Here is a 17,834-nt window from a genome sequence, read left to right on the forward strand (position 1 = left end):
TGCTCCTAACCCGCGAGGCATGATGACATTTTTCTTTTCCGGTTTCCGGTTCCGCCCGCGTTCGGTCGCCGCGGCGCTCGCGCTCGGCCTTGCGGGGGCCTTTCCCCTCGCCGCGCCGCTTGCCCCTGCGGCCCATGCCCAGCAGGCCGGGCCGGGCATCGACGCCGCTGTCGCGGCGCTGCGCGGCATTTCGACCATGCGCGCCGATTTCACCCAGATCGACCGCGACGGCCGCCGCGTCTCGGGCACGATGACGCTGAAACGCCCGGGCAAGATCCGCTTCGACTATGGCAGGGATTCGGATTTCCTCGTCGTCTCGAACGGCAAGTCGCTCTATGTCGTCGACTACGAGGTCAAGCAGGTCGAACGCTACCCGATCAGGCGCTCGCCGCTCGGCGCGCTGCTCGATCCCTCGCGCGATGTCGCCAAATACGGCAAGCTCGTGCCGACCGCGCGCGAAGACGTGCTGAGCGTCGAGGTGCGCGATCCTTCGCGGCCGGAATTCGGCGTCATCACCATGATCTTCGTGAAGAACGCCCGCGCCCCGGGCGGCTGGGAGCTCAACAGCTGGGTCGCGCTCGACGCGCAGGACCACCGCACGACGGTGCGCCTGTCGAATCATCGCTACGGCCTGTCGGTCGCCGAAAGCACCTTCGATTTCGACGATCCGCGGCCGGCATCCCGTCGCCCGCGCTGAACGGCTGGTCCGCGCGCAGTTGTAGAAATGCGACAAACCTAGGCCGCCGTTCATTTACCGGAAAGCCATTCTCGCGTATCCCACTTCTCGACAAGGCGGCTGAAGGCGGGTTTCCCCCCTGTTGCCCTTCCCTTCGAGAAGGCCGTCTTGCACAAGCGTGACGAACGCTCACAACGGACCCCTGACCCATCGCCCCCGGGTCAGGGGTTTTTTGTTGGCTGTCGTGCCTGTTTCGCGCGGCGCGGATGCGCCGGGCCGGTCACCGGCTCCAGCCGAGCGCCTTGCGGATGATGTCGTAGATCACGTTCTGCTCGATCACCCCGCGCGCACGATCGGCGCCCGGCCCGGTGGCGTAGAGCGCGACGTCCTCGCCCGCATGGGTCTCGCCGCCGAGCGGGACCGTCGCCTGCTGCCGCGCCCCGACACCGGTTTCGGGCATCGGCCGTTCGGCCATCCCCGCGATCGCGCCCGGGCCGTTGGCATAGCCCAGCGTGGTGTAGGGCCTGCCGTCGCCCGCGATGATCGGCTCTTCCTCGCTATCGGTTTCGTCCCCGGGCGGCACGACCAGCCCGAGAATGTCGTTCCCGCGCCGGGGATAGCCCGCGATGGTCAGGACGTGGCTGTGATCGGCCGTCACGAGGATCAGCGTCTCGGCCGGATCGGTGTTCTCGACCGCGTAACGGATCGCGCGGGCGAATTCGACCGTTTCCTCCAGCGCATAGCCGGCCTTGCCCGCATGGTGGGCGTGGTCGATCCGGCCGCCTTCGACCATCAGGTAATAGCCGTCGGGATCGCGCTCGAGCCGTTCGATCGCCTGCGCGGTCATGCCGGTGAGCGTCGGTTCCTTCGAATCCTCGCCGCGGTCGGCGACAAAGGTCAGGTGGCTCGGCGCGAAGAGGCCGAGCACCGGCTTGTCCAGCGGCGCAGCGGTCAGCCCGGCCGCGTCGCGCACGAATGTCCCCCCGGTGCGCTCGGCCCATTGCGCGGGAAGGTCGGCGGCGCTGTCCCCGGGTCGCCGCCCGCCGAGCTGCGCACCGACAAAGGAGCCAAGACCCCCGCCCAGCGCAACGTCCCATTCGGCCTCGACCATCTGGGTCGCGATGTCCTTGCAACCGTGCTGCGCTTCGGCCTCGGGCACGCTCGCCTCCCAGTCGCGGTCGGCGCTGCGTGCATAGACACTGGCCGGAGTGGCATGGGTGAGCCGCGTGGTCGAGACGATGCCGAGCGCGAGGCCTTTCTCCTTCGCTTCCTCGCCCAGCAGCGGGAGCGGGTGGGCGAGCGCGTCCCGGCACGAACCGCGCGCCGCCTCCGGCCCGATGCCGATCACGCCGATCCGGGTCTTGCTGCCCGAATGCATCGCGGTCGCGGTGCCGGCGCTGTCGGGGACCTGGGCATTGGTGTTGTAGGTCTTGACCAGGGCGACATTGGGGAAGGTTTCGAAGGAGAGCGTGTTCTCCTCGCCCGTCTCCCCGCGCTTCTGCCCGTCGTAGATCCGCGCGGCGGTGATGGTCGAAATGCCCATGCCGTCGCCGATGAAGAGGATGACGTTCTTCGCCTTCCCGCCGCGCAGCGCCGCTTCATCGCCCCCGGCGGCCATGGTGCCGGTCGCGGAGCGGGCGGCGGAATCGGTGGTCGTGCAGGCCGCGATCGGCAGGGCCGCGGCAGCGGCGAGCAGAACGGCGAACGGGCGGGTCAGGGGCATCGGCGTATCTCCTTTTGTGCGTGCGCTATCCTCCACGAATGTGACGGTAAAGGGACGCGGCGTGCAAAGTGCCCCGTCCTCCCCCGCGCACGCTTCGCCGCTGGATTTTGCCGGCGCGCGTCCCTAAGTCCTCGCTCCATGCTGTCCGTCGCCACCTGGAACATCAATTCGGTCCGCCTCCGCCTGCCGCTGGTCGGGCGCTACCTTGCCGAACACGCCCCCGACATCCTCTGCCTGCAGGAGATCAAGTGCCAGGAGGACCAGTTCCCGGCCAAGGCGCTTGCCGAAATGGGTTACGAATACCAGGCGATCAGCGGGCAGAAGGGCTATCACGGCGTCGCCACGGTCAGCCGCGTCCCGATCCGGGAGATTTCCCGCCGCGACTGGCAGGACAATGGCGAGGCGCGCCATGTCGGGGTCGAGGTGGTCGGGCGCGACCTGTTCCTCGAAAACGTCTATGTCCCCGCCGGCGGCGACGTGCCCGACCGTGAGGTGAACGCGAAATTCGGCCAGAAGCTCGATTTCCTCGAGCGCATGGCGCGCTGGGCGGATGCGGTGGACAAGCCCACCCTGATCGTCGGCGATTTCAACATCGCCCCGCTCGAAAGCGACGTGTGGAGCCACAAGCAGCTGCTGAAGGTCGTCAGCCACACCCCGATCGAAGTGGAGGCGCTGGACCGGTTCCGCGACGCCCACGGCTGGATCGACATCGGGCGCGAACACGTGCCGCACCCGGAACGCTATTACAGCTGGTGGAGCTATCGCAATCCCAACTGGAAGACGAACGACAAGGGGCGCCGGCTCGATCACATGTGGGCTTCCCCCCCGCTCGCCGCGCAGGCGAGGGCGCACCGCGTGCTGGAAGAGGCGCGGGAGTGGGAGAAGCCTTCGGACCACGTCCCGCTCGTCACCGAGTTCGACGTGTGAACGAACCCCCGCCGCCCCGGCCGTCGGCAGAGCGGCGCGCCGCGCAGGCGGTCGATGCGCTGCGGCACGGCTGGCCGATCGTCTTCGGGGCAGGGACGGCCGGGGCGCTGACGCTGCTCCCGGTCGAGACGGCAATCGCGAGCGGGGCCACGTCCGCGCGCCTCCTCATTTCCGCCGCGCGCGCCGCGACCCTCAAGCTCGCCAACCAGCGCGAGGCGGCGGTGCCCCACGCGCCGGTCCTGATCCGCGGGGGCGAGCCGTTCACACTGGCCGATGCGACCCCGATCGCGGATCCCGCACTCGACCTTGCCAATCCCCTGAAAGGCCCCTTTCGCGCCGAACCGCTCGCGTGGGAGGCCACTGCCCGCGCCGCGATGGAGCTTGCCCGGATCGCCGGGATCCTGCCCGCCTTCATGGTCGATCCGGCCGATGCGGGGGAGGCGCACCCGGTCGAGGCGGGCGACCTCGCCGCATATGGCGAGGCGGCGCGGCTGCGCATCGTCACCCGCGCGCGCCTGCCGATTGCGGCGAGCGAGACCTGCGAAATCGTCGCCTTCCGCTCTCCCGCCGACACGCGCGAGCACGTCGCGCTGGTCATCGGGCGGCAATCGGGCGAGCGCGCGCCGCTGGTGCGGCTCCATTCGGAATGCCTGACTGGCGACATCCTCGGCAGCCTGAAATGCGATTGCGGGCCGCAGCTCGACGCCGCGCTCCACGCCATGGCGCAGGAGGCGGAGCGCGGCGGCTGGGGCATCTTGCTCTATCTGAGGCAGGAGGGGCGCGGGATCGGCCTCGTCAACAAGCTGCGCGCCTACCGGTTGCAGGACCAGGGCTTCGACACGGTCGAGGCGAACCAGCGGCTCGGCCTGCCCGACGAGGCGCGCGATTTCCCGACCGCGGCGCGGATGCTCGACCTGCTCGGCGCGGGGGCGATCCGGCTGCTGACCAACAATCCGGCGAAGGTCGATGCGCTCGCGGCGGCGGGGATCACCGTCGCCGAAAGGGTCGCGCACCAGCTCCCCGAAAACCCGCACAACGCCCGCTACCTCGCGACCAAGCGCGACCGTTCGGGGCACCTGCTGACCTGACGATCCCGCCATCCGGCCCGCCATCCGGCCCGCCTGTCCCGGCTGCGCGAGAGGGCGGCGCGCGCCTGCGATCCGGCGGAGAATCGAGCGGCGGCTAGCGTCGCTCGTAGCCCCTGATCCCTTCGCCAAGGCGATTGCCCGCCAGCGTCACCTCTTCCCCCGTCCAGTCGGCGAGGAAGGCGCTCGACCGCCTCAGCCCGGGCACGAAGCGCGCCTCGTTCCCCGCGATCTCGAGGCCCGATGAGGGATGCAGCCGATCCTCCGCGCCCAGCGCGATGAAGGCGGAATAATTCTCCTTGTCGCGGCCCTGCACGAACCAGTTGCCCGCGATTCGCCCGCGCGTGCCGGCGGGAAGGTCGATCATGTAATTCGTGCCGCTGCCGGCGGAATCGTCGAAGGAGTTGCCCTCGATCACGTTTACCGCCGCGCGCGATTTGAGGTAATGCCCGCCCGTGCCCTTCTCGAAGCGGCTTTCGCGCACCGTGAGTTCGGGCACGTCGCCGACATAGATCGAATGCGCGCACCCGGCCGAATTCTCGCAGGTGCCGAGCCGGGTGAAGGTCGAGCGGGTGATGTAGATCCGCGCGTTCGGGACGACGCCGGTCAGCAGCCCCTGCTGGCTGTCGGCAAAGGTGGTGAAGGCGACGTTGAGCGCGCCGTTCTCGAGCCGGATCCCGGCCCCGTTGCCGTCGCCGACATTGATGTCCCGCAGCACGAGGCCCCGCACCTCCGCGCCCGTCCCGCGCAGGACCAGCGCCGCCTTGCCTTCGCAGGCGCGCCCTTCGAGCACCGCCGTGCCGTATTCGCGCGCGACATAGGTGACGACGCCCGCTTCCTGCACGGCGCACTGGTCATAGCGTCCGGGCGCGATCGTGACCGTGCCGCGGGCATTGCCGATCGCGTCCACGGCCCGTTGCAGCGTAGCATAGGAACGCCCGGTTTCCTCTACCGTGAACGGCCCGCGCGGCGCCTGCGCCAGGAGCGCGGGGAAGGGAATGGCCAGCACCGCCAGCGCCGCGGTCAGCGCGATGGCGATGGCGATGGCGAGGGCGGAGGGCCGGGCGGGCGGCGCGATGGCGGGTCCGATTGTCATCGTCCACGATCTAGCGGCGAGAGGTTAATCGCCGTCTAACCCCGCGGCCCGGCGCCTGCGCGGCGCCGGAAGGTCAATTCGCGCTTGGCGTTTCCGGGCGGGCTTGGCTACACCCTCCCGCGCCCGCTGCGGAGCGGCGGGACAGTCATCTGGAGGAGAATGACGCAATGAGGAAATTCGTGGCGCCCATGGCGGCCGCCTTTCTTGCGCTCGCGCTGGCGGCCTGCGGCGGCACCGACAACGCGGCGGAGGACGCGACTGCCGAAACCGTCGAAGGCCCGGCCGAGGAAGCGCTTTCGGACGTGACCGAGGAGCCGGTCGCCGATCCCGCCATCGAGGAACCGGTCGCGGAGGAAACCTCCGACCCCGTGAACGAGCAGACCGCCAACGAGGCCGGTGACAACGCCGCCGATGTCGCTGCGGAAATCGAGGCGGCCGAAGCGATGCTGGGCGATGTCGAAGCGGCCGCCGCTGCCGCCCGCGACGACCTCGAGAACGAGTAGGCCCGCCATCTTTCGCGCCCTTTCCCTGCTGCCCGCGCTCGTCGCCTGCCCCGCGCTTGCCGGGTGCGACGGCGAGGCGGGCGAGCCTCCCGCCGGCGTCAGCGAGGGCGAGGCGCAGGCGCTCGAGGACGCGGCCGAGATGCTCGAGGCGGAGCGCCTGCCCGAGGGCGTCCTTCCCGAAACCGCGCCCCCGCCGGGCGAAAGCGGCTCCGAAACCGCGCCCGATCCCGCCGCGTAGCCCTGATGCGAAACCGAACCCGAAAGACAATCGAGACCGAACCATGAATGCCCCCATCTCCAATCCCGCCCGCACCAATCCCGGCATGGACGAGGAAAGCTTCGAACAATTCGCCGAGCAGCTTCAGCGCTATGTGCGCGAGCGGCTGATCCCGGCGGAAAGGGACGTGATCGAAAACGACCGCGTCCCCGACGACATCCTGAACGAAATGCGCGAGATGGGCCTGTTCGGGATTTCGGTGCCCGAGGAATATGGCGGGGCCGGGCTCAACACCCGGCAATATGCGCGCGTCGTCAACATCATGAGCTACGCCGCGCCCGCCTTCCGTTCGATCTTCTCCATCAACATCGGCATGTTCGCGAGCGCGCTGAAGAATGGCGGGACCGAGGCGCAGCGGCAGGAGTGGTATCCCAAGCTGATCGAAGGCAAGATCGCCTGCTTCGGCCTGACCGAGCCGGGTTCGGGCAGCGACAGCGCGGCGATGCAGACCACCGCCGTGCCCGATCCGGACGGCAACGGCTGGATATTGAACGGCTCGAAACGCTACATCACCAACGCCCCCCACGCCGATGTCGCGCTGATCATGGCGCGGACCGAGAAGGAGGCGCTGCCCAAGAACGCGCACGTCTCCGCCTTCATCGTGCCGATGGACACGCGCGGCATTTCGACCGGCAGCCCGGACAGGAAGATGGGGCAGGCGGGCAGCCACATCTCGGACATCATGCTCGACGACGTGAAGGTGCCGGGCGACGCGCTGCTCGGCGGGGAGACCGGCCAGGGCTTCCGTTTCGCCATGCAGAGCCTCGACAACGGGCGCATTTCCGTGGGCGCGGCGGCGACCGCCTATGCCCGCCGCGCGCTCGATTCGGCGCTGCGCTATGCCAATGAACGCAAGGCCTTCGGCGAACCGATCGCGCGCTTCCAGCTGATCCAGGCGATGCTCGCCGACAGCGAGACCGAGATCTACGCCGCCGAATGCATGATGAAGGACGTGACCGAGCGGGTGGACAGGGGCGAGAACACCATCGCCAAGGCCGCCGCCTTCAAGGTCTTTGCCTCCGAAATGTGCGGCCGCGTGGTCGACCGTGTGGTCCAGATTTACGGCGGGGCGGGCTACCTTGCCGAATACGACGCCGAACGGTTCTATCGCGATGCGCGCATCTACCGCATCTACGAAGGCACGACGCAGATCCTCCAGCTCCAGATCGCCAAGCACATGCTGCGCGAATGGGAGAAGGTTCACGGCTGATCTCGCCCGTGTCAGTCCCGCGAACGCGGGAACGCGGATTCCGAAAGTCCGGCGGGCGGCCCTGGGTCCCCGCCCGTGCGGGGATGACGACGATTGTATAACCTCCTGTCCGACCTCTCGATCATCGAAGTCTCGAGCTTCGTCGCCAGCCCCACCGCGGGGCTTTATTGCGCGCAGCTGGGCGCGGAGGTGATCCGGGTCGATCACAAGGCCGGCGGGCTCGATTACGACCGCTACATGCTCACGAAGGAAGGCCGCTCGCTCAGCTGGGAGAACCTCAACCGGGCAAAGAAATCGGTCGCGCTCGACCTGCGTTCGGGCGAGGGGCGCGAACTGTGCGTCGAACTCGCGGCGAAGACGGGGCAGCTCATCACCAACCTGCCGGAGAAGAGCTTTCTCGGCCACGATGCGGTGAAGGCGAAGCAGGCAGCCATGGATTCCGCCGAAGCGCCCGATCTCGTCTCGGTGCGGATCATGGGCTGGCACGACGGGCGCCAGGCGATGGATTTCACCGTCAACGCCGCCTCGGGCTATCCGCTGATGTGCGGGCCGGAGGATTGGGAGATGGAAACCGCCCCCCCGGTCAACCAGGTGCTGCCTGCGTGGGATTTCATCACCGGGGCCTATTCCGCCTTCGCGCTGCTGGCCGCGCTGCGCCACCGCGACGCGAGCGGCGAGGGAAGCGAGGTGCGCGTGCCGCTGGGCGATGTCGCGATCGGCACGCTCGCCAATTCGGGAACGATGGCGGAAATGCTCTATCGCGGGGCCGATCGCGAACGGCTGGGCAATGCGATCTGGGGCGCGTTCGGGCGCGATTTCCGCTCGAAGGACGCCGTGCGTTTCATGGTCGCCGCGCTTACGCCGAAACAGTGGAACGGCCTTGTCGAAGCCTTCGGGCTCGAAACGCCGATCGCGCAACTGGAAGCGGAAGTCGGGGTGAAATTCGCCGATGGCGACCGCCCCCGTTTCGAGCACCGCCACCGCCTGTTCGACCTGTTCCAGCGGGTTGCGGGCAGCCACGATTACAAGGCGCTCGAAGCGCGCATGGCCGCCCACGGCTGCACCTTCGAACGCTACCGCACCGCGCACGAGGCGGCGAACGATCCCGTCCTCGTCGCCGACAACCCGCTGTTCGGCCCGTCGCCCGCCAACCCTTCGGGCTTCGCATATCCCGCCACCCGCAGCTTCGCCAACCTGCCCGGCAGGCAGCCGGGCGACCCCGCGCCGGCCCCCTATCTCGGCCAGCATTCGGAAGAAGTGCTCGCCGAGCGGCTGGGGCTGTCGTCCGGCGCAATCGGCAAGCTCGTCGATGCGGGGACCGTCGCGCTTTCGGACGCAAATTCGAAATAGGGACAGGAAATGACCAGAAGAGCCGCCATCTGCACCCCGCTTCGCACCCCTGTCGGCAAGTTCTTGGGGGGACTCTCCGGCCTCGACGCGGGGCAATTGGGCGCCGTCATCCTCAAGGCGCTGGTCGAGCGTTCGGGTATCGACCCGGCGCGGGTGGACGACGTGGTTTTCAGCCAGGGCTACGGCAATGGCGAGGCGCCCGCGATCGGGCACTGGTCGTGGCTCGCCGCGGGCCTCCCGCTGGAGGTGCCGGGCTTCCAGCTCGATCGGCGCTGCGGGTCGGGCGTGCAGGCGGTCGCGACCGCGGCGATGATGGTCGAGACCGGCATGGCCGACATGGTCGTCGCGGGCGGCGTGGAAAGCATGTCGAACGTCGAGCATTACACGCTGGCCGGGCGCGGGGGGCAGCGGATGGGCGACATCACCCTGCATGACCGCCTTTCGCGCGGCCGCGTCCGCAGCCAGCCGATCGAGCGTTTCGGCGTCATCACCGGGATGATCGAAACGGCGGAAAACCTCGCCAAGGATTACGGCATCACCCGCGAGGAGGCCGACGCATACGCCGTGCGCTCGCATCTCAACGCGGCCAAGGCGTGGGACGAGGGCCGGTTCGACGCGCAGCTCGTCCCGGTCGAGGTCCCGCAGCGCAAGGGCGACCCCGTCACCTTCGCGAAGGACGAGGGTTTCCGCCCCGACGCCTCGATGGAAACGCTCGGCGCGCTGCGCCCCATCGACGCTCGCCGCGATCCCGACGCCATCGTCACGGCGGGCAATGCCAGCCAGCAGAACGACGCGGCCGCCGCCTGCCTCGTCGTGGCGGAGGACAAGCTCGCCGAACTCGGTCTCGAACCGATGCTGTGGTTCGGCGGCTGGGCGGCGGCGGGGTGCGATCCCTCGCGCATGGGGATCGGTCCGGTCCCGGCGGTCGAGCGCCTGTTCGAACGGCGCGGGTTTTCGTGGGACGACATCGGCCTCGTCGAACTCAACGAGGCCTTCGCGCCGCAGGTGCTCGCCGTGCTCAAGGGCTGGGGCTGGTCGCAGGACGATTCGCGCCGCGCCATCCTCAACGTCAACGGGTCCGGCATCAGCCTCGGCCATCCGATCGGCGCCACCGGGGGGCGCATCCTCGCCGACATGGCGCACGAGATGCATCGGCGCGACGTGCGCTACGGGCTCGAGACGATGTGCATCGGCGGCGGGCAGGGCATCGCCGCGGTGTTCGAGCTGGCGAAATGAACTTCGATGCGTGGATCGGGCGCGAGACGCGCAGCAGGGACACGCTGACCCCGGCGCTCGCCGCCCGGTTCTTCGCGACCTTCGACCTCGATCCGCCCGCCAGCAGGCTCATGCCGCAGGGGATCCATTTCTGCCTGTGCACGCCCGAGGCCCCGACCGCCATGCTCGGCCCGGACGGGCACCCGGCGCGCGGCGGCAGGGGAGAGGACGGCCCGGCGAGCTTCCTCCCGCCCCTGCCCATGGAGCGGCGGATGTGGGCCTCCAGCACCATCGAGTTCCGCGTCCCGCTCACGATCGGCGCGGCGGTGGAGCGGATCAGCCGGATCGTCTCGATCAGGCAGAAGGAAGGATCGAGCGGGCCGCTTGCCTTCGTCGATGTCGCGCACGAAACCCGCGCCAATGGCACGCTGTCGGTGATCGAGACGCAGACGCTGGTCTATCGCGAGGCGGCTGCGCCCGATGCGCCGCTGACGCCGCCCGAACCGGGCGAGGCCCGCTTCGACAGGTCGGCATGGGACGCGCACAGGGCGCTGACGCCGGACCCGCGCCTGCTGTTCCGCTATTCGGCGCTCACCTTCAACACGCACCGCATCCATTACGACGCGCCCTATGCCCGCGGGGTCGAACGCTATCGCGGCCTCGTCGTCCACGGGCCGCTCACCGCGAGCCTGCTGCTCCGCCTGGCCGCGCGCGAACTGGGCGAGAACCGGCTGCGGATGTTCGCCTTTCGCGGGCTCTCTCCGGCGATCGCGGGCGATCTCCTGCACCTTGCGATGCGCGAGGGCGAGGAGGGTTGCGAACTCGGCGCCTTCGCGGCGGACGGGCGGCAGGTGATGAGCGCGTCGGCGAAGGCCTGACGTCAACCTGCCCCGCGGACCGCGTCAATCGCTCGACTGTCCGTCGGGATCGTAGGGCGCGATCGGGGCGAGCACGGCGTAGCTTTCGACCTTCGGTTCGCGGTCGAGGTCGGGAAAGGCGATCGGGGCGGGTGCGACATTGGTGTCGGGCAGGCGGTCGAGCAGGTCGCGGATCAGCGTCAGCCTTCCGCGCTTCTGGTCGTTGAAATCGACCAGCGTCCAGGGCGCATGGCGGGTGTGGGTGGCGCGCAGCATTTCCTCGCGCGCGTCGGTATAGGCGTCGTATTGCTCGCGCGCGGCAAGGTCGACGGGCGACAGCTTCCAGCGTTTCAGGGGATCCTCGAGCCGCTCCTTCAGGCGCTCCTCCTGCCGCGCCTGATCGGTGGCGAGCCAGTACTTGAACAGCAATATCCCGTCATCGACCAGCAGCTTCTCGAACTCGGGGACCTGGCGCAGGAAATGGGCGACCTGCTCCTCGCTCGCATAGCCCATCACCCGCTCCACCCCGGCGCGGTTGTACCAGCTGCGGTCGAACAGCACGATCTCGCCCGCGCCCGGCAGGTGGGGGACGTAGCGCTGGAAATACCACTGGGTGAGCTCGTCCTCGCTCGGTTTCGAAAGCGCCACGGTGCGGCACTGGCGCGGGTCGAGCCGGTCGCGCACGGCGCGGATCGCGCCGCCCTTTCCGGCCGTGTCGCGGCCTTCGAACAGGACCACGATCCGCGCGCCCGTCGCCTTCGCCCAGCGCGCCATGCAGACCAGTTCCGCGGTCAGCGGCGCCAATGCCTTGCGATAGTGCTTTCCCTTCAGCCTGTCCGCCACATGCACCCCTTTCGTCCTATTGTCCTTGCACGAGCCCCGATTTGGTATCAGGTGCAACCATATGGCCACGCTCGCAGACACCAAGCCCGATTTCACCACGCTGCCCGAACTGCCGCGCGATGTCTTCACCGCGCCGCTCGCCCGGCCGCCCCATGTCGGCGAGGACTGGCTGGAGAAGCGGCAGACCGACTACACGAGCGAGGACAACGCGGTCTGGAACGACCTGTTCGCGCGCCAGATGGAAATCCTGCCCGGCCGAGCGTGCAGCGCCTTCATGGGAGGGCTCGACAAGCTCGACCTCGGCCGCGGCGGCGTGCCCGAATTCGGCCGCCTGTCGCAGGAACTGGGCGCGCTCACGGGATGGAGCGTGGTGCCGGTGCCGATGCTTATTCCCGATCACGTCTTCTTCTGGCACCTCGCCAATCGCCGCTTCCCGGCGGGCAATTTCATCCGCACGCGCGAAACCTTCGACTACATCGAGGAGCCCGACGTCTTCCACGACGTGTTCGGCCATGTCCCGATGCTGACCGATCCGGTCTATGCCGACTACATGCAGGAATATGGCCGCGCCGGGTGGAAGGCGATGCGCTACAACCGGCTGAAGGCGCTCGGCGCGCTCTACTGGTACACGGTCGAATTCGGCCTGATCGAGGAGGAGGCGGGCATCCGCGCCTATGGCGCGGGCATCCTCTCCGGCCCGGCGGAGGCGCGATTCGCGGTCGAGGCGGAAAGCCCCAACCGCATCATGCTCAACGTCGACCGGGTGATGCGGACCGATTACGTCATCAGCGACCTGCAGCCGACCTATTTCGTGATCGAGAGCTTCGAGGATCTCTACCGCCAGACGGTCGAGCGCGATTTCGACCGGCTCTACCGCAATCTCGCGCCGGGTTTCACCTATGCGAATTCGGCGGTGATCGACGTCGACAACGTGGTGCACCGGGGCACGCTCGAATACCACCTGCGCGGCGGACGCGGGAGCGGCGCGGTGCCCGTCTGACGGGCGCTAGAGCTCGATCTGCCTGCGGACGACCGCGTGGTAGAGGACCAGCACGCCCACGGTCGCGGCCAGCGCCGCGCCGAGCGCGACCAGCGACAGCCCGCCGAGCACGACCCCGCCGTTCACCAGCACCCCGGCAACCAGCGCGACCAGCAGGCCGGCCATCACCTGGCGCAGGATCTCGCCCGGCTCTTCGGTGCGGGCGATGATCGAGGACAGCCAGCCCAGCGTCGTCCCCAATACGATCAGCACCAGTAAAGCCATGAGATGAGATTTGCCTCTTTCGTCCTGTTCCGTCGGCACGCCGCCGACCGGAGTATTGGTTGCGAAACCCCCACGGAGCGGCTTCGGTTCCCCTGCGACGGGCGAAAAGCCGTGCAAGTCAGAAGAAATAGAACAGGGCTGTGCCCATAAGGACACGGTAGAAGACGAAGACCATCATCGAGGCGCGCTTCAGGAAATTCATCAGGAAGGCCATTGTCGCGAAGGCCGCGACAAAGGTCAGCGTGCCGGTGACGATCGCGTCCATCAGCAATGCCCCGTCGGCCTCGAGCAGGTCGGGCACGATCAGCACGCCCGCGCCCGCGACCGCCGGGATCGAGAGCAGGAAGGAGAACCGCGCCGCCTCGAACCGGCCATAGCCGAGCAGGCGTGCCGCCGTCATGGTGACGCCCGACCGGCTCGTGCCGGGAATGAGCGCGAGAGCCTGCGCGCAGCCGACGATCAGCCCGTCGCGCCAGGTCATCTGCTCGAAGGTCTTTTCCTGCCGCCCGAACCGGTCGGCAAGGCCGAGCAGCACGCCGTAGAGGATGAGGTTGGTCGCGATGAGATCGGTGAAGCGGATCGAGGCGAGCAGGTCTTCCTCGATGATGCGGATGCCGAAGGTCGCGCTCACGACGTCGTTCAGGAACCCGAGCTTGATCGCGAGCCCGAACAGGACGGCCGGGATGGTGCCGAGCACGATCCACCAGAACAATCGCCGCTGCTCCGGCGCCTGCCCGATCCCCACGCTGGCGAACCCGCCCCGCGCGAGGCCGGCCACGTCCCTGAAGAAATAGACGATGATCGCAAGCAGCGAGCCGACATGGACCGCGATGTCGATCATCGGCCCCTGATCGGGGAAATCCGTCAGGAAGGGGATGAGGATGAGGTGCCCCGACGAGGAGATCGGCAGGAACTCGGTGATCCCCTGCACGACCGCGATCAGGAGCATCTGGAAGAAGGTCATGGACGAGCGCCTTTGGCGGGCCCCGCCTGCCTGTCAAGCGCTATGCTGGCCCCTCCTCCTCGCGGGGCGAAGGTTCGCGACCGGCTCCTCCATCGCCGCCTTGTCCTCCGGCGGGAAGTAGCGGCTGACATAGGATGCGCCGATGAGTTCGCCGAGCATCCCCGCGGGCGCCCCTTCCGATGGCAAGTGCGCGGGCCCAAGCGGGCAGGGCGAGGGAAAGGGCGAGCGCGCGGGCGCTGGCCCCGGCAAGGGCGGTGCGGCGGATCATGGTGCGAAGCCCCGTTTTGCGTGCTGGCCCGCACCCTGGCCTGCCCGGCCTTGCGGTGCGATGTGCGGTCCCGATAGGCCGCCCGCAGGTGAAGCCGCGCCCGCTCGTCCGGCCGCGACCGCCATTCGCCGGAAAGGACGCGTTCAGGCGGCTTCGATGTCGGCGAATTGCAGGCTGGCGAGCCTTGCGTAGAGCCCGCCCGCACTGGCGAGCTGCACGTGGCTGCCCTGCTCGACCACCTCGCCCTTGTCGAGCACCACGATCCGGTCGGCGGCGCGGACCGTTGCCAGCCGGTGCGCGATCACGAGCGTCGTGCGGTCCGCCATCAGCTTCTCGAGCGCGTCCTGGACCAGCCGCTCGCTCTCGGCATCGAGGGCGCTCGTCGCCTCGTCGAGCAGGAGGATCGGCGCATCGCGCAGCAGCGCGCGGGCGATGGCGACGCGCTGCTGCTGGCCGCCCGACAATTGCGTGCCGCCTTCGCCGAGATAGGTGTCGAGCCCGTGCGGCAGTTCGCGCAGGAAGGTTTCGGCATTGGCCGCGCGGGCCGCTTCCCAGATTTCCTCGTCGCTCGCGTCCCACTTGCCGTAGCGCAGGTTGTCGCGCGCATCGGCGCTGAACAGCACCCCGTCCTGCGGCACCAGCGCCAGCCGGTCGCGGATCGCCGCCGGATCGGCCCTGGTCAGGGCAACCCCGTCGATCCGGATCGTGCCGGCCTGCGGATCGTAGAACCGTTCGACCAGCTGGAAGATCGTCGACTTGCCCGCCCCCGAAGGCCCGACGATCGCGACCGTTTCGCCCGGCTCGATCTCGAGCGTGAAGTCCTTGAGCGCCGCGACCTCGGGCCGGGCGGGATAGCGGAAGGTGACGTTGCGGAACGAAAGACTGCCGCGCGGCGGTTCGGGCAGCTGCTCGGGCTTTTCGGGCGCGGCGATGGCGGGCTTCGCGTCGAGCAGTTCGGCCAGCCGGCTTGCCGCGCCGGCCCCGCGCAGGAGATCGCCATAGACCTCGGTCAAGGCCCCGAAGGCGCCCGCGACGATGGTCGCACCGACGATGAAGGAGAGGATCGTGCCGCCGGTGATGTCTCCCGCGGCGACGCCTTCCGCCCCGCGCCACAGCAGCAGCACGATCGAGCCGAAGATCGCAAGGATGATGAGCGCCGTCATCGCCGCGCGCAGCACGATCCGCCGCCGCGCCGTGTCGAAGGTGCGCTCCGCCGCCGCGCCGAAGCGATCCGCCTCGCGCGCCTGCTGGTTGAAGCTCTGCACGATCTTCATCGCGCCGAGCACCTCGGTCACCATGGCGCCGACATCGGCCACCCGGTCCTGGCTGTCGCGCGAGATCGAGCGGATGCGCCGGGCGAACAGGACGATCGGCAGGATGATCGCCGGGATGCCGACCGCCAGCCAGATGGTGAGTTCGGGCAGCAGCCAGAACAGGTAGACCGTCCCGCCGATGCCGAGGAAGATGTTGCGCAGCGCGACCGACACCGTGGTGCCCACCACGGTTTCGATGATCGCGGTGTCGGATGTCATCCGGCTCGAGATTTCCTTGGGGCTGTTCGCCTCGTAGAAGCTGGGCGACAGGCGCATCAGGTTCGCGTGGACCTTGCGGCGGATGTCGGCGACGACCCGTTCCCCGATCCAGCTCACGTAATAGAACCGCGCCGCCGTGCCGAGCGCGATGACGACGACGATGACCATGAGATAGCGGAACCAGCGCCCGATATCGCCCGCGCCCTGCGTGCCCGCTCCTTCCAGACCGGCGCCGCCGAAGCCGCGATCGACGATCAGCTGCAGCGCCGCCGGTATCGCCAGCGTGCCCGCTGCGGTGATGGTGAGCGCGGCGAGGGCGAGCAGCACCTGGCGCGGATATTTCGCCGCCTCGCGATAGACCATCCGCAGCGGGGCGAGCGAGCGCGGCTTCTTCGCCGGGTCGAGTTCGGCCTCCTCGCCGATCTCGCGCGCTTCCTCGGCTTCCGCGTCGGACCCGGCGCTGTCTTCGCCGTGGAGCTGCGGGGGCGCGCTCCGTGCTGTCATGTCCCCGTGCATAATGGGGCGATCTAATGGCACAGCCGCGCGATTTCACGTGTAAAAAGTGCACGGGCGCGGGTGATGCGGAGGTTTTCGGGACCATTTCGCGAGGATTGTGCGTTGCACAATGGTCGGGGAGGGGGCAATTAGCAGGCGCCGGGGTCCCGCCCCATTCGATTCACGCGCCGCGCGAAGGGGAACCGCGCGGCATCTCAAGCGACGGGAACAACATGCTTTACCAGGCCTACGAACTCCAGCGCAGCTGGCTCAACGGCGCGAGCCTGTGGGCGACCATCAGCATGGAGGCGCTGACCAACCCCGCCAATCCGGTGGGCTACACGCCCTTTGCCGGGATCGCCGCCAATGCGCTCGACGTGTTCGCCCACGCGACCGCGACCTATGGCAAGCCCGCCTTCGGCATCACCGAGGTCGAAAGCGGCGGCAAGGCCTGGCCGGTGATCGAGGCCACGGTCATGAACAAGCCGTTCGGCGATCTCAAGCGGTTCCGCCTCGACGGGATCGAGGAAGCCGAGGGCAAGCCGCGCCAGAAGCTCCTCATCGTCGCGCCGATGAGCGGGCATTTCGCGACGCTGCTGCGCGGCACGGTCCGGCGGATGCTCGAAAGCTACGAGGTCTACATCACCGACTGGGCCGACGCGAAAATGGTCCCGCTGCACGAAGGCAGCTTCGATCTCGACGACTACATCGACTACCTGATCGAGTTCCTCGAATACATCGAGCAGGTCAATCCGGGCCAGCGCCCGCACATGATGGCGGTGTGCCAGCCATCGGTGCCCGCCTTCGCCGCGACCGCGCTGATGAACCTCCACAAGTCGCCCGCCACTCCGAAAACGCTGACCATGATGGGCGGGCCGATCGACACGCGGGAAAGCCCGACTTCGGTCAATGACCACGCGATGAAGCGCCCGATCGAATGGTTCCGCCAGACCGTCATCGCCACGGTCCCGATGAACTATCGCGGCGCGGGCCGCCGGGTCTATCCCGGTTTCATGCAGCTTTCCGCGTTCATGAGCATGAACCTGCAGAGCCACATGATGAGCCATTACGAGATGTTCAAACACCTGACCGCGGGCGACGAGGAAAGCGCGCAGGCGACCAAGGATTTCTACGACGAATATCGCAGCGTCTGCGACATGACGGCGGAATTCTACCTCCAGACGGTCGAGGAGGTGTTCCAGAAGCATTCGATCCCCAATCGCACCTTCGAACACAAGGGCGAGATTGTCGACATCGCCGAGATCACCGACACCGCGCTGCTGGCGATCGAGGGCGAGCGCGACGACATCTCGGGCCTCGGCCAGACCAGGGCGGCCCTGAAACTGACCCCGAAACTGCCCGACGACATGAAGCGCTACTACATGGCCGAGGGTGCCGGGCATTACGGCATCTTCAACGGCAGCAGGTGGCGCAGGAAGATCGCGCCGGTGGTCGAGGAATTCGTCGCGGCGCATTCCTGATTTGTGTGCGCCCGTCCGGGCGCACTCCTCGCTAGACGCGCAAGGCCCTTGTTGGCCTATCGCTCCGC

At 68.4% G+C, this 17,834-nt stretch carries 17 protein-coding genes; 11 read left to right on the forward strand and 6 right to left on the reverse strand.

What is annotated here, in order from left to right; genetic code table 11:
- Positions 1-22 precede the first annotated feature (22 nt).
- On the forward strand, positions 23-697 hold the full coding sequence (locus BLU08_RS11955) for an outer membrane lipoprotein carrier protein LolA (RefSeq protein ID WP_090201362.1): 675 nt from the start codon (positions 23-25) through the stop codon (positions 695-697).
- Positions 698-956: 259 nt separating this feature from the next.
- Here the strand turns inward: BLU08_RS11955 and BLU08_RS11960 are convergent, their stop codons facing one another.
- Entirely contained in the window at positions 957-2,399 is a 1,443-nt protein-coding gene (locus BLU08_RS11960) for an alkaline phosphatase (RefSeq protein ID WP_090199741.1), read from the reverse strand.
- A gap of 138 nt (positions 2,400-2,537) precedes the next feature.
- Here BLU08_RS11960 and BLU08_RS11965 point away from each other — a divergent pair, with 138 nt between their 5' ends.
- Positions 2,538-3,326 (forward strand): exodeoxyribonuclease III, encoded by a 789-nt coding sequence (locus tag BLU08_RS11965; RefSeq protein WP_090199743.1) that lies wholly within the window; start codon positions 2,538-2,540, stop codon positions 3,324-3,326.
- A complete protein-coding gene (gene ribA, locus BLU08_RS11970; protein WP_233995967.1) occupies positions 3,323-4,414 on the forward strand; it encodes a GTP cyclohydrolase II in 1,092 nt (363 codons plus the stop codon). Before BLU08_RS11965 ends, ribA begins: the two co-directional genes overlap by 4 nt.
- 94 nt (positions 4,415-4,508) lie before the next feature.
- On the opposite strand, the gene BLU08_RS11975 is transcribed toward ribA, so the two are convergent.
- Positions 4,509-5,507: a right-handed parallel beta-helix repeat-containing protein gene (locus BLU08_RS11975; RefSeq protein WP_090199747.1), complete on the reverse strand. Its 999-nt coding sequence runs from the start codon at positions 5,505-5,507 to the stop codon at positions 4,509-4,511.
- Positions 5,508-5,674: 167 nt separating this feature from the next.
- Between BLU08_RS11975 and BLU08_RS11980 the strand changes: the two genes are divergently transcribed.
- From BLU08_RS11980 to BLU08_RS12005, 6 genes are all read left to right on the forward strand, one after another.
- On the forward strand, positions 5,675-6,010 hold the full coding sequence (locus BLU08_RS11980) for a hypothetical protein (protein ID WP_090199748.1): 336 nt from the start codon (positions 5,675-5,677) through the stop codon (positions 6,008-6,010).
- Positions 5,961-6,248 carry a hypothetical protein gene (locus tag BLU08_RS11985; RefSeq protein ID WP_090199750.1) on the forward strand — a complete coding sequence of 96 codons (288 nt, stop codon included), beginning with the start codon at positions 5,961-5,963 and terminating at the stop codon, positions 6,246-6,248. The genes BLU08_RS11980 and BLU08_RS11985 overlap by 50 nt, the downstream gene beginning before the upstream one ends.
- Before the next feature lie 43 nt (positions 6,249-6,291).
- Entirely contained in the window at positions 6,292-7,497 is a 1,206-nt protein-coding gene (locus BLU08_RS11990; protein WP_233995968.1) for an acyl-CoA dehydrogenase family protein, read from the forward strand.
- Between the two features lie 93 nt (positions 7,498-7,590).
- On the forward strand, positions 7,591-8,847 hold the full coding sequence (locus BLU08_RS11995; RefSeq protein WP_090199752.1) for a CoA transferase: 1,257 nt from the start codon (positions 7,591-7,593) through the stop codon (positions 8,845-8,847).
- 9 nt (positions 8,848-8,856) lie between these two features.
- Positions 8,857-10,083 (forward strand): acetyl-CoA C-acetyltransferase, encoded by a 1,227-nt coding sequence (locus BLU08_RS12000; RefSeq protein WP_090199754.1) that lies wholly within the window; start codon positions 8,857-8,859, stop codon positions 10,081-10,083.
- On the forward strand, positions 10,080-10,940 hold the full coding sequence (locus tag BLU08_RS12005) for a MaoC family dehydratase N-terminal domain-containing protein (RefSeq protein ID WP_090199756.1): 861 nt from the start codon (positions 10,080-10,082) through the stop codon (positions 10,938-10,940). The genes BLU08_RS12000 and BLU08_RS12005 overlap by 4 nt, the downstream gene beginning before the upstream one ends.
- A 24-nt stretch (positions 10,941-10,964) precedes the next feature.
- On the opposite strand, the gene ppk2 is transcribed toward BLU08_RS12005, so the two are convergent.
- Positions 10,965-11,762, reverse strand: a complete 798-nt coding sequence (ppk2, locus tag BLU08_RS12010) for a polyphosphate kinase 2 (protein WP_369816791.1) — start codon at positions 11,760-11,762, stop codon at positions 10,965-10,967.
- 61 nt (positions 11,763-11,823) lie between these two features.
- Here ppk2 and phhA point away from each other — a divergent pair, with 61 nt between their 5' ends.
- Positions 11,824-12,762: a phenylalanine 4-monooxygenase gene (gene phhA, locus BLU08_RS12015; RefSeq protein ID WP_090199760.1), complete on the forward strand. Its 939-nt coding sequence runs from the start codon at positions 11,824-11,826 to the stop codon at positions 12,760-12,762.
- 6 nt (positions 12,763-12,768) lie between these two features.
- Here the strand turns inward: phhA and BLU08_RS12020 are convergent, their stop codons facing one another.
- The 3 genes from BLU08_RS12020 to BLU08_RS12030 all read right to left on the reverse strand — a co-directional run bounded on the left by BLU08_RS12020 (position 12,769) and on the right by BLU08_RS12030 (position 16,294).
- Complete coding sequence (locus BLU08_RS12020; protein ID WP_090199762.1) at positions 12,769-13,026, reverse strand: hypothetical protein; 258 nt, start codon at positions 13,024-13,026, stop codon at positions 12,769-12,771.
- Positions 13,027-13,144: 118 nt separating this feature from the next.
- Complete coding sequence (locus BLU08_RS12025; protein WP_090199763.1) at positions 13,145-13,990, reverse strand: undecaprenyl-diphosphate phosphatase; 846 nt, start codon at positions 13,988-13,990, stop codon at positions 13,145-13,147.
- A gap of 411 nt (positions 13,991-14,401) precedes the next feature.
- Positions 14,402-16,294: an ABC transporter transmembrane domain-containing protein gene (locus BLU08_RS12030; protein ID WP_090201366.1), complete on the reverse strand. Its 1,893-nt coding sequence runs from the start codon at positions 16,292-16,294 to the stop codon at positions 14,402-14,404.
- Between the two features lie 224 nt (positions 16,295-16,518).
- On the opposite strand from BLU08_RS12030, the gene BLU08_RS12035 reads away from it, so the two are divergent.
- A complete protein-coding gene (locus tag BLU08_RS12035) occupies positions 16,519-17,766 on the forward strand; it encodes a polyhydroxyalkanoate depolymerase (RefSeq protein ID WP_090199765.1) in 1,248 nt (415 codons plus the stop codon).
- Positions 17,767-17,834: the final 68 nt, after the last annotated feature.

It is taken from the genome of Erythrobacter sp. HL-111, assembly GCF_900105095.1.
In the GTDB taxonomy this organism is placed as follows: Bacteria; Pseudomonadota; Alphaproteobacteria; order Sphingomonadales; family Sphingomonadaceae; genus Erythrobacter.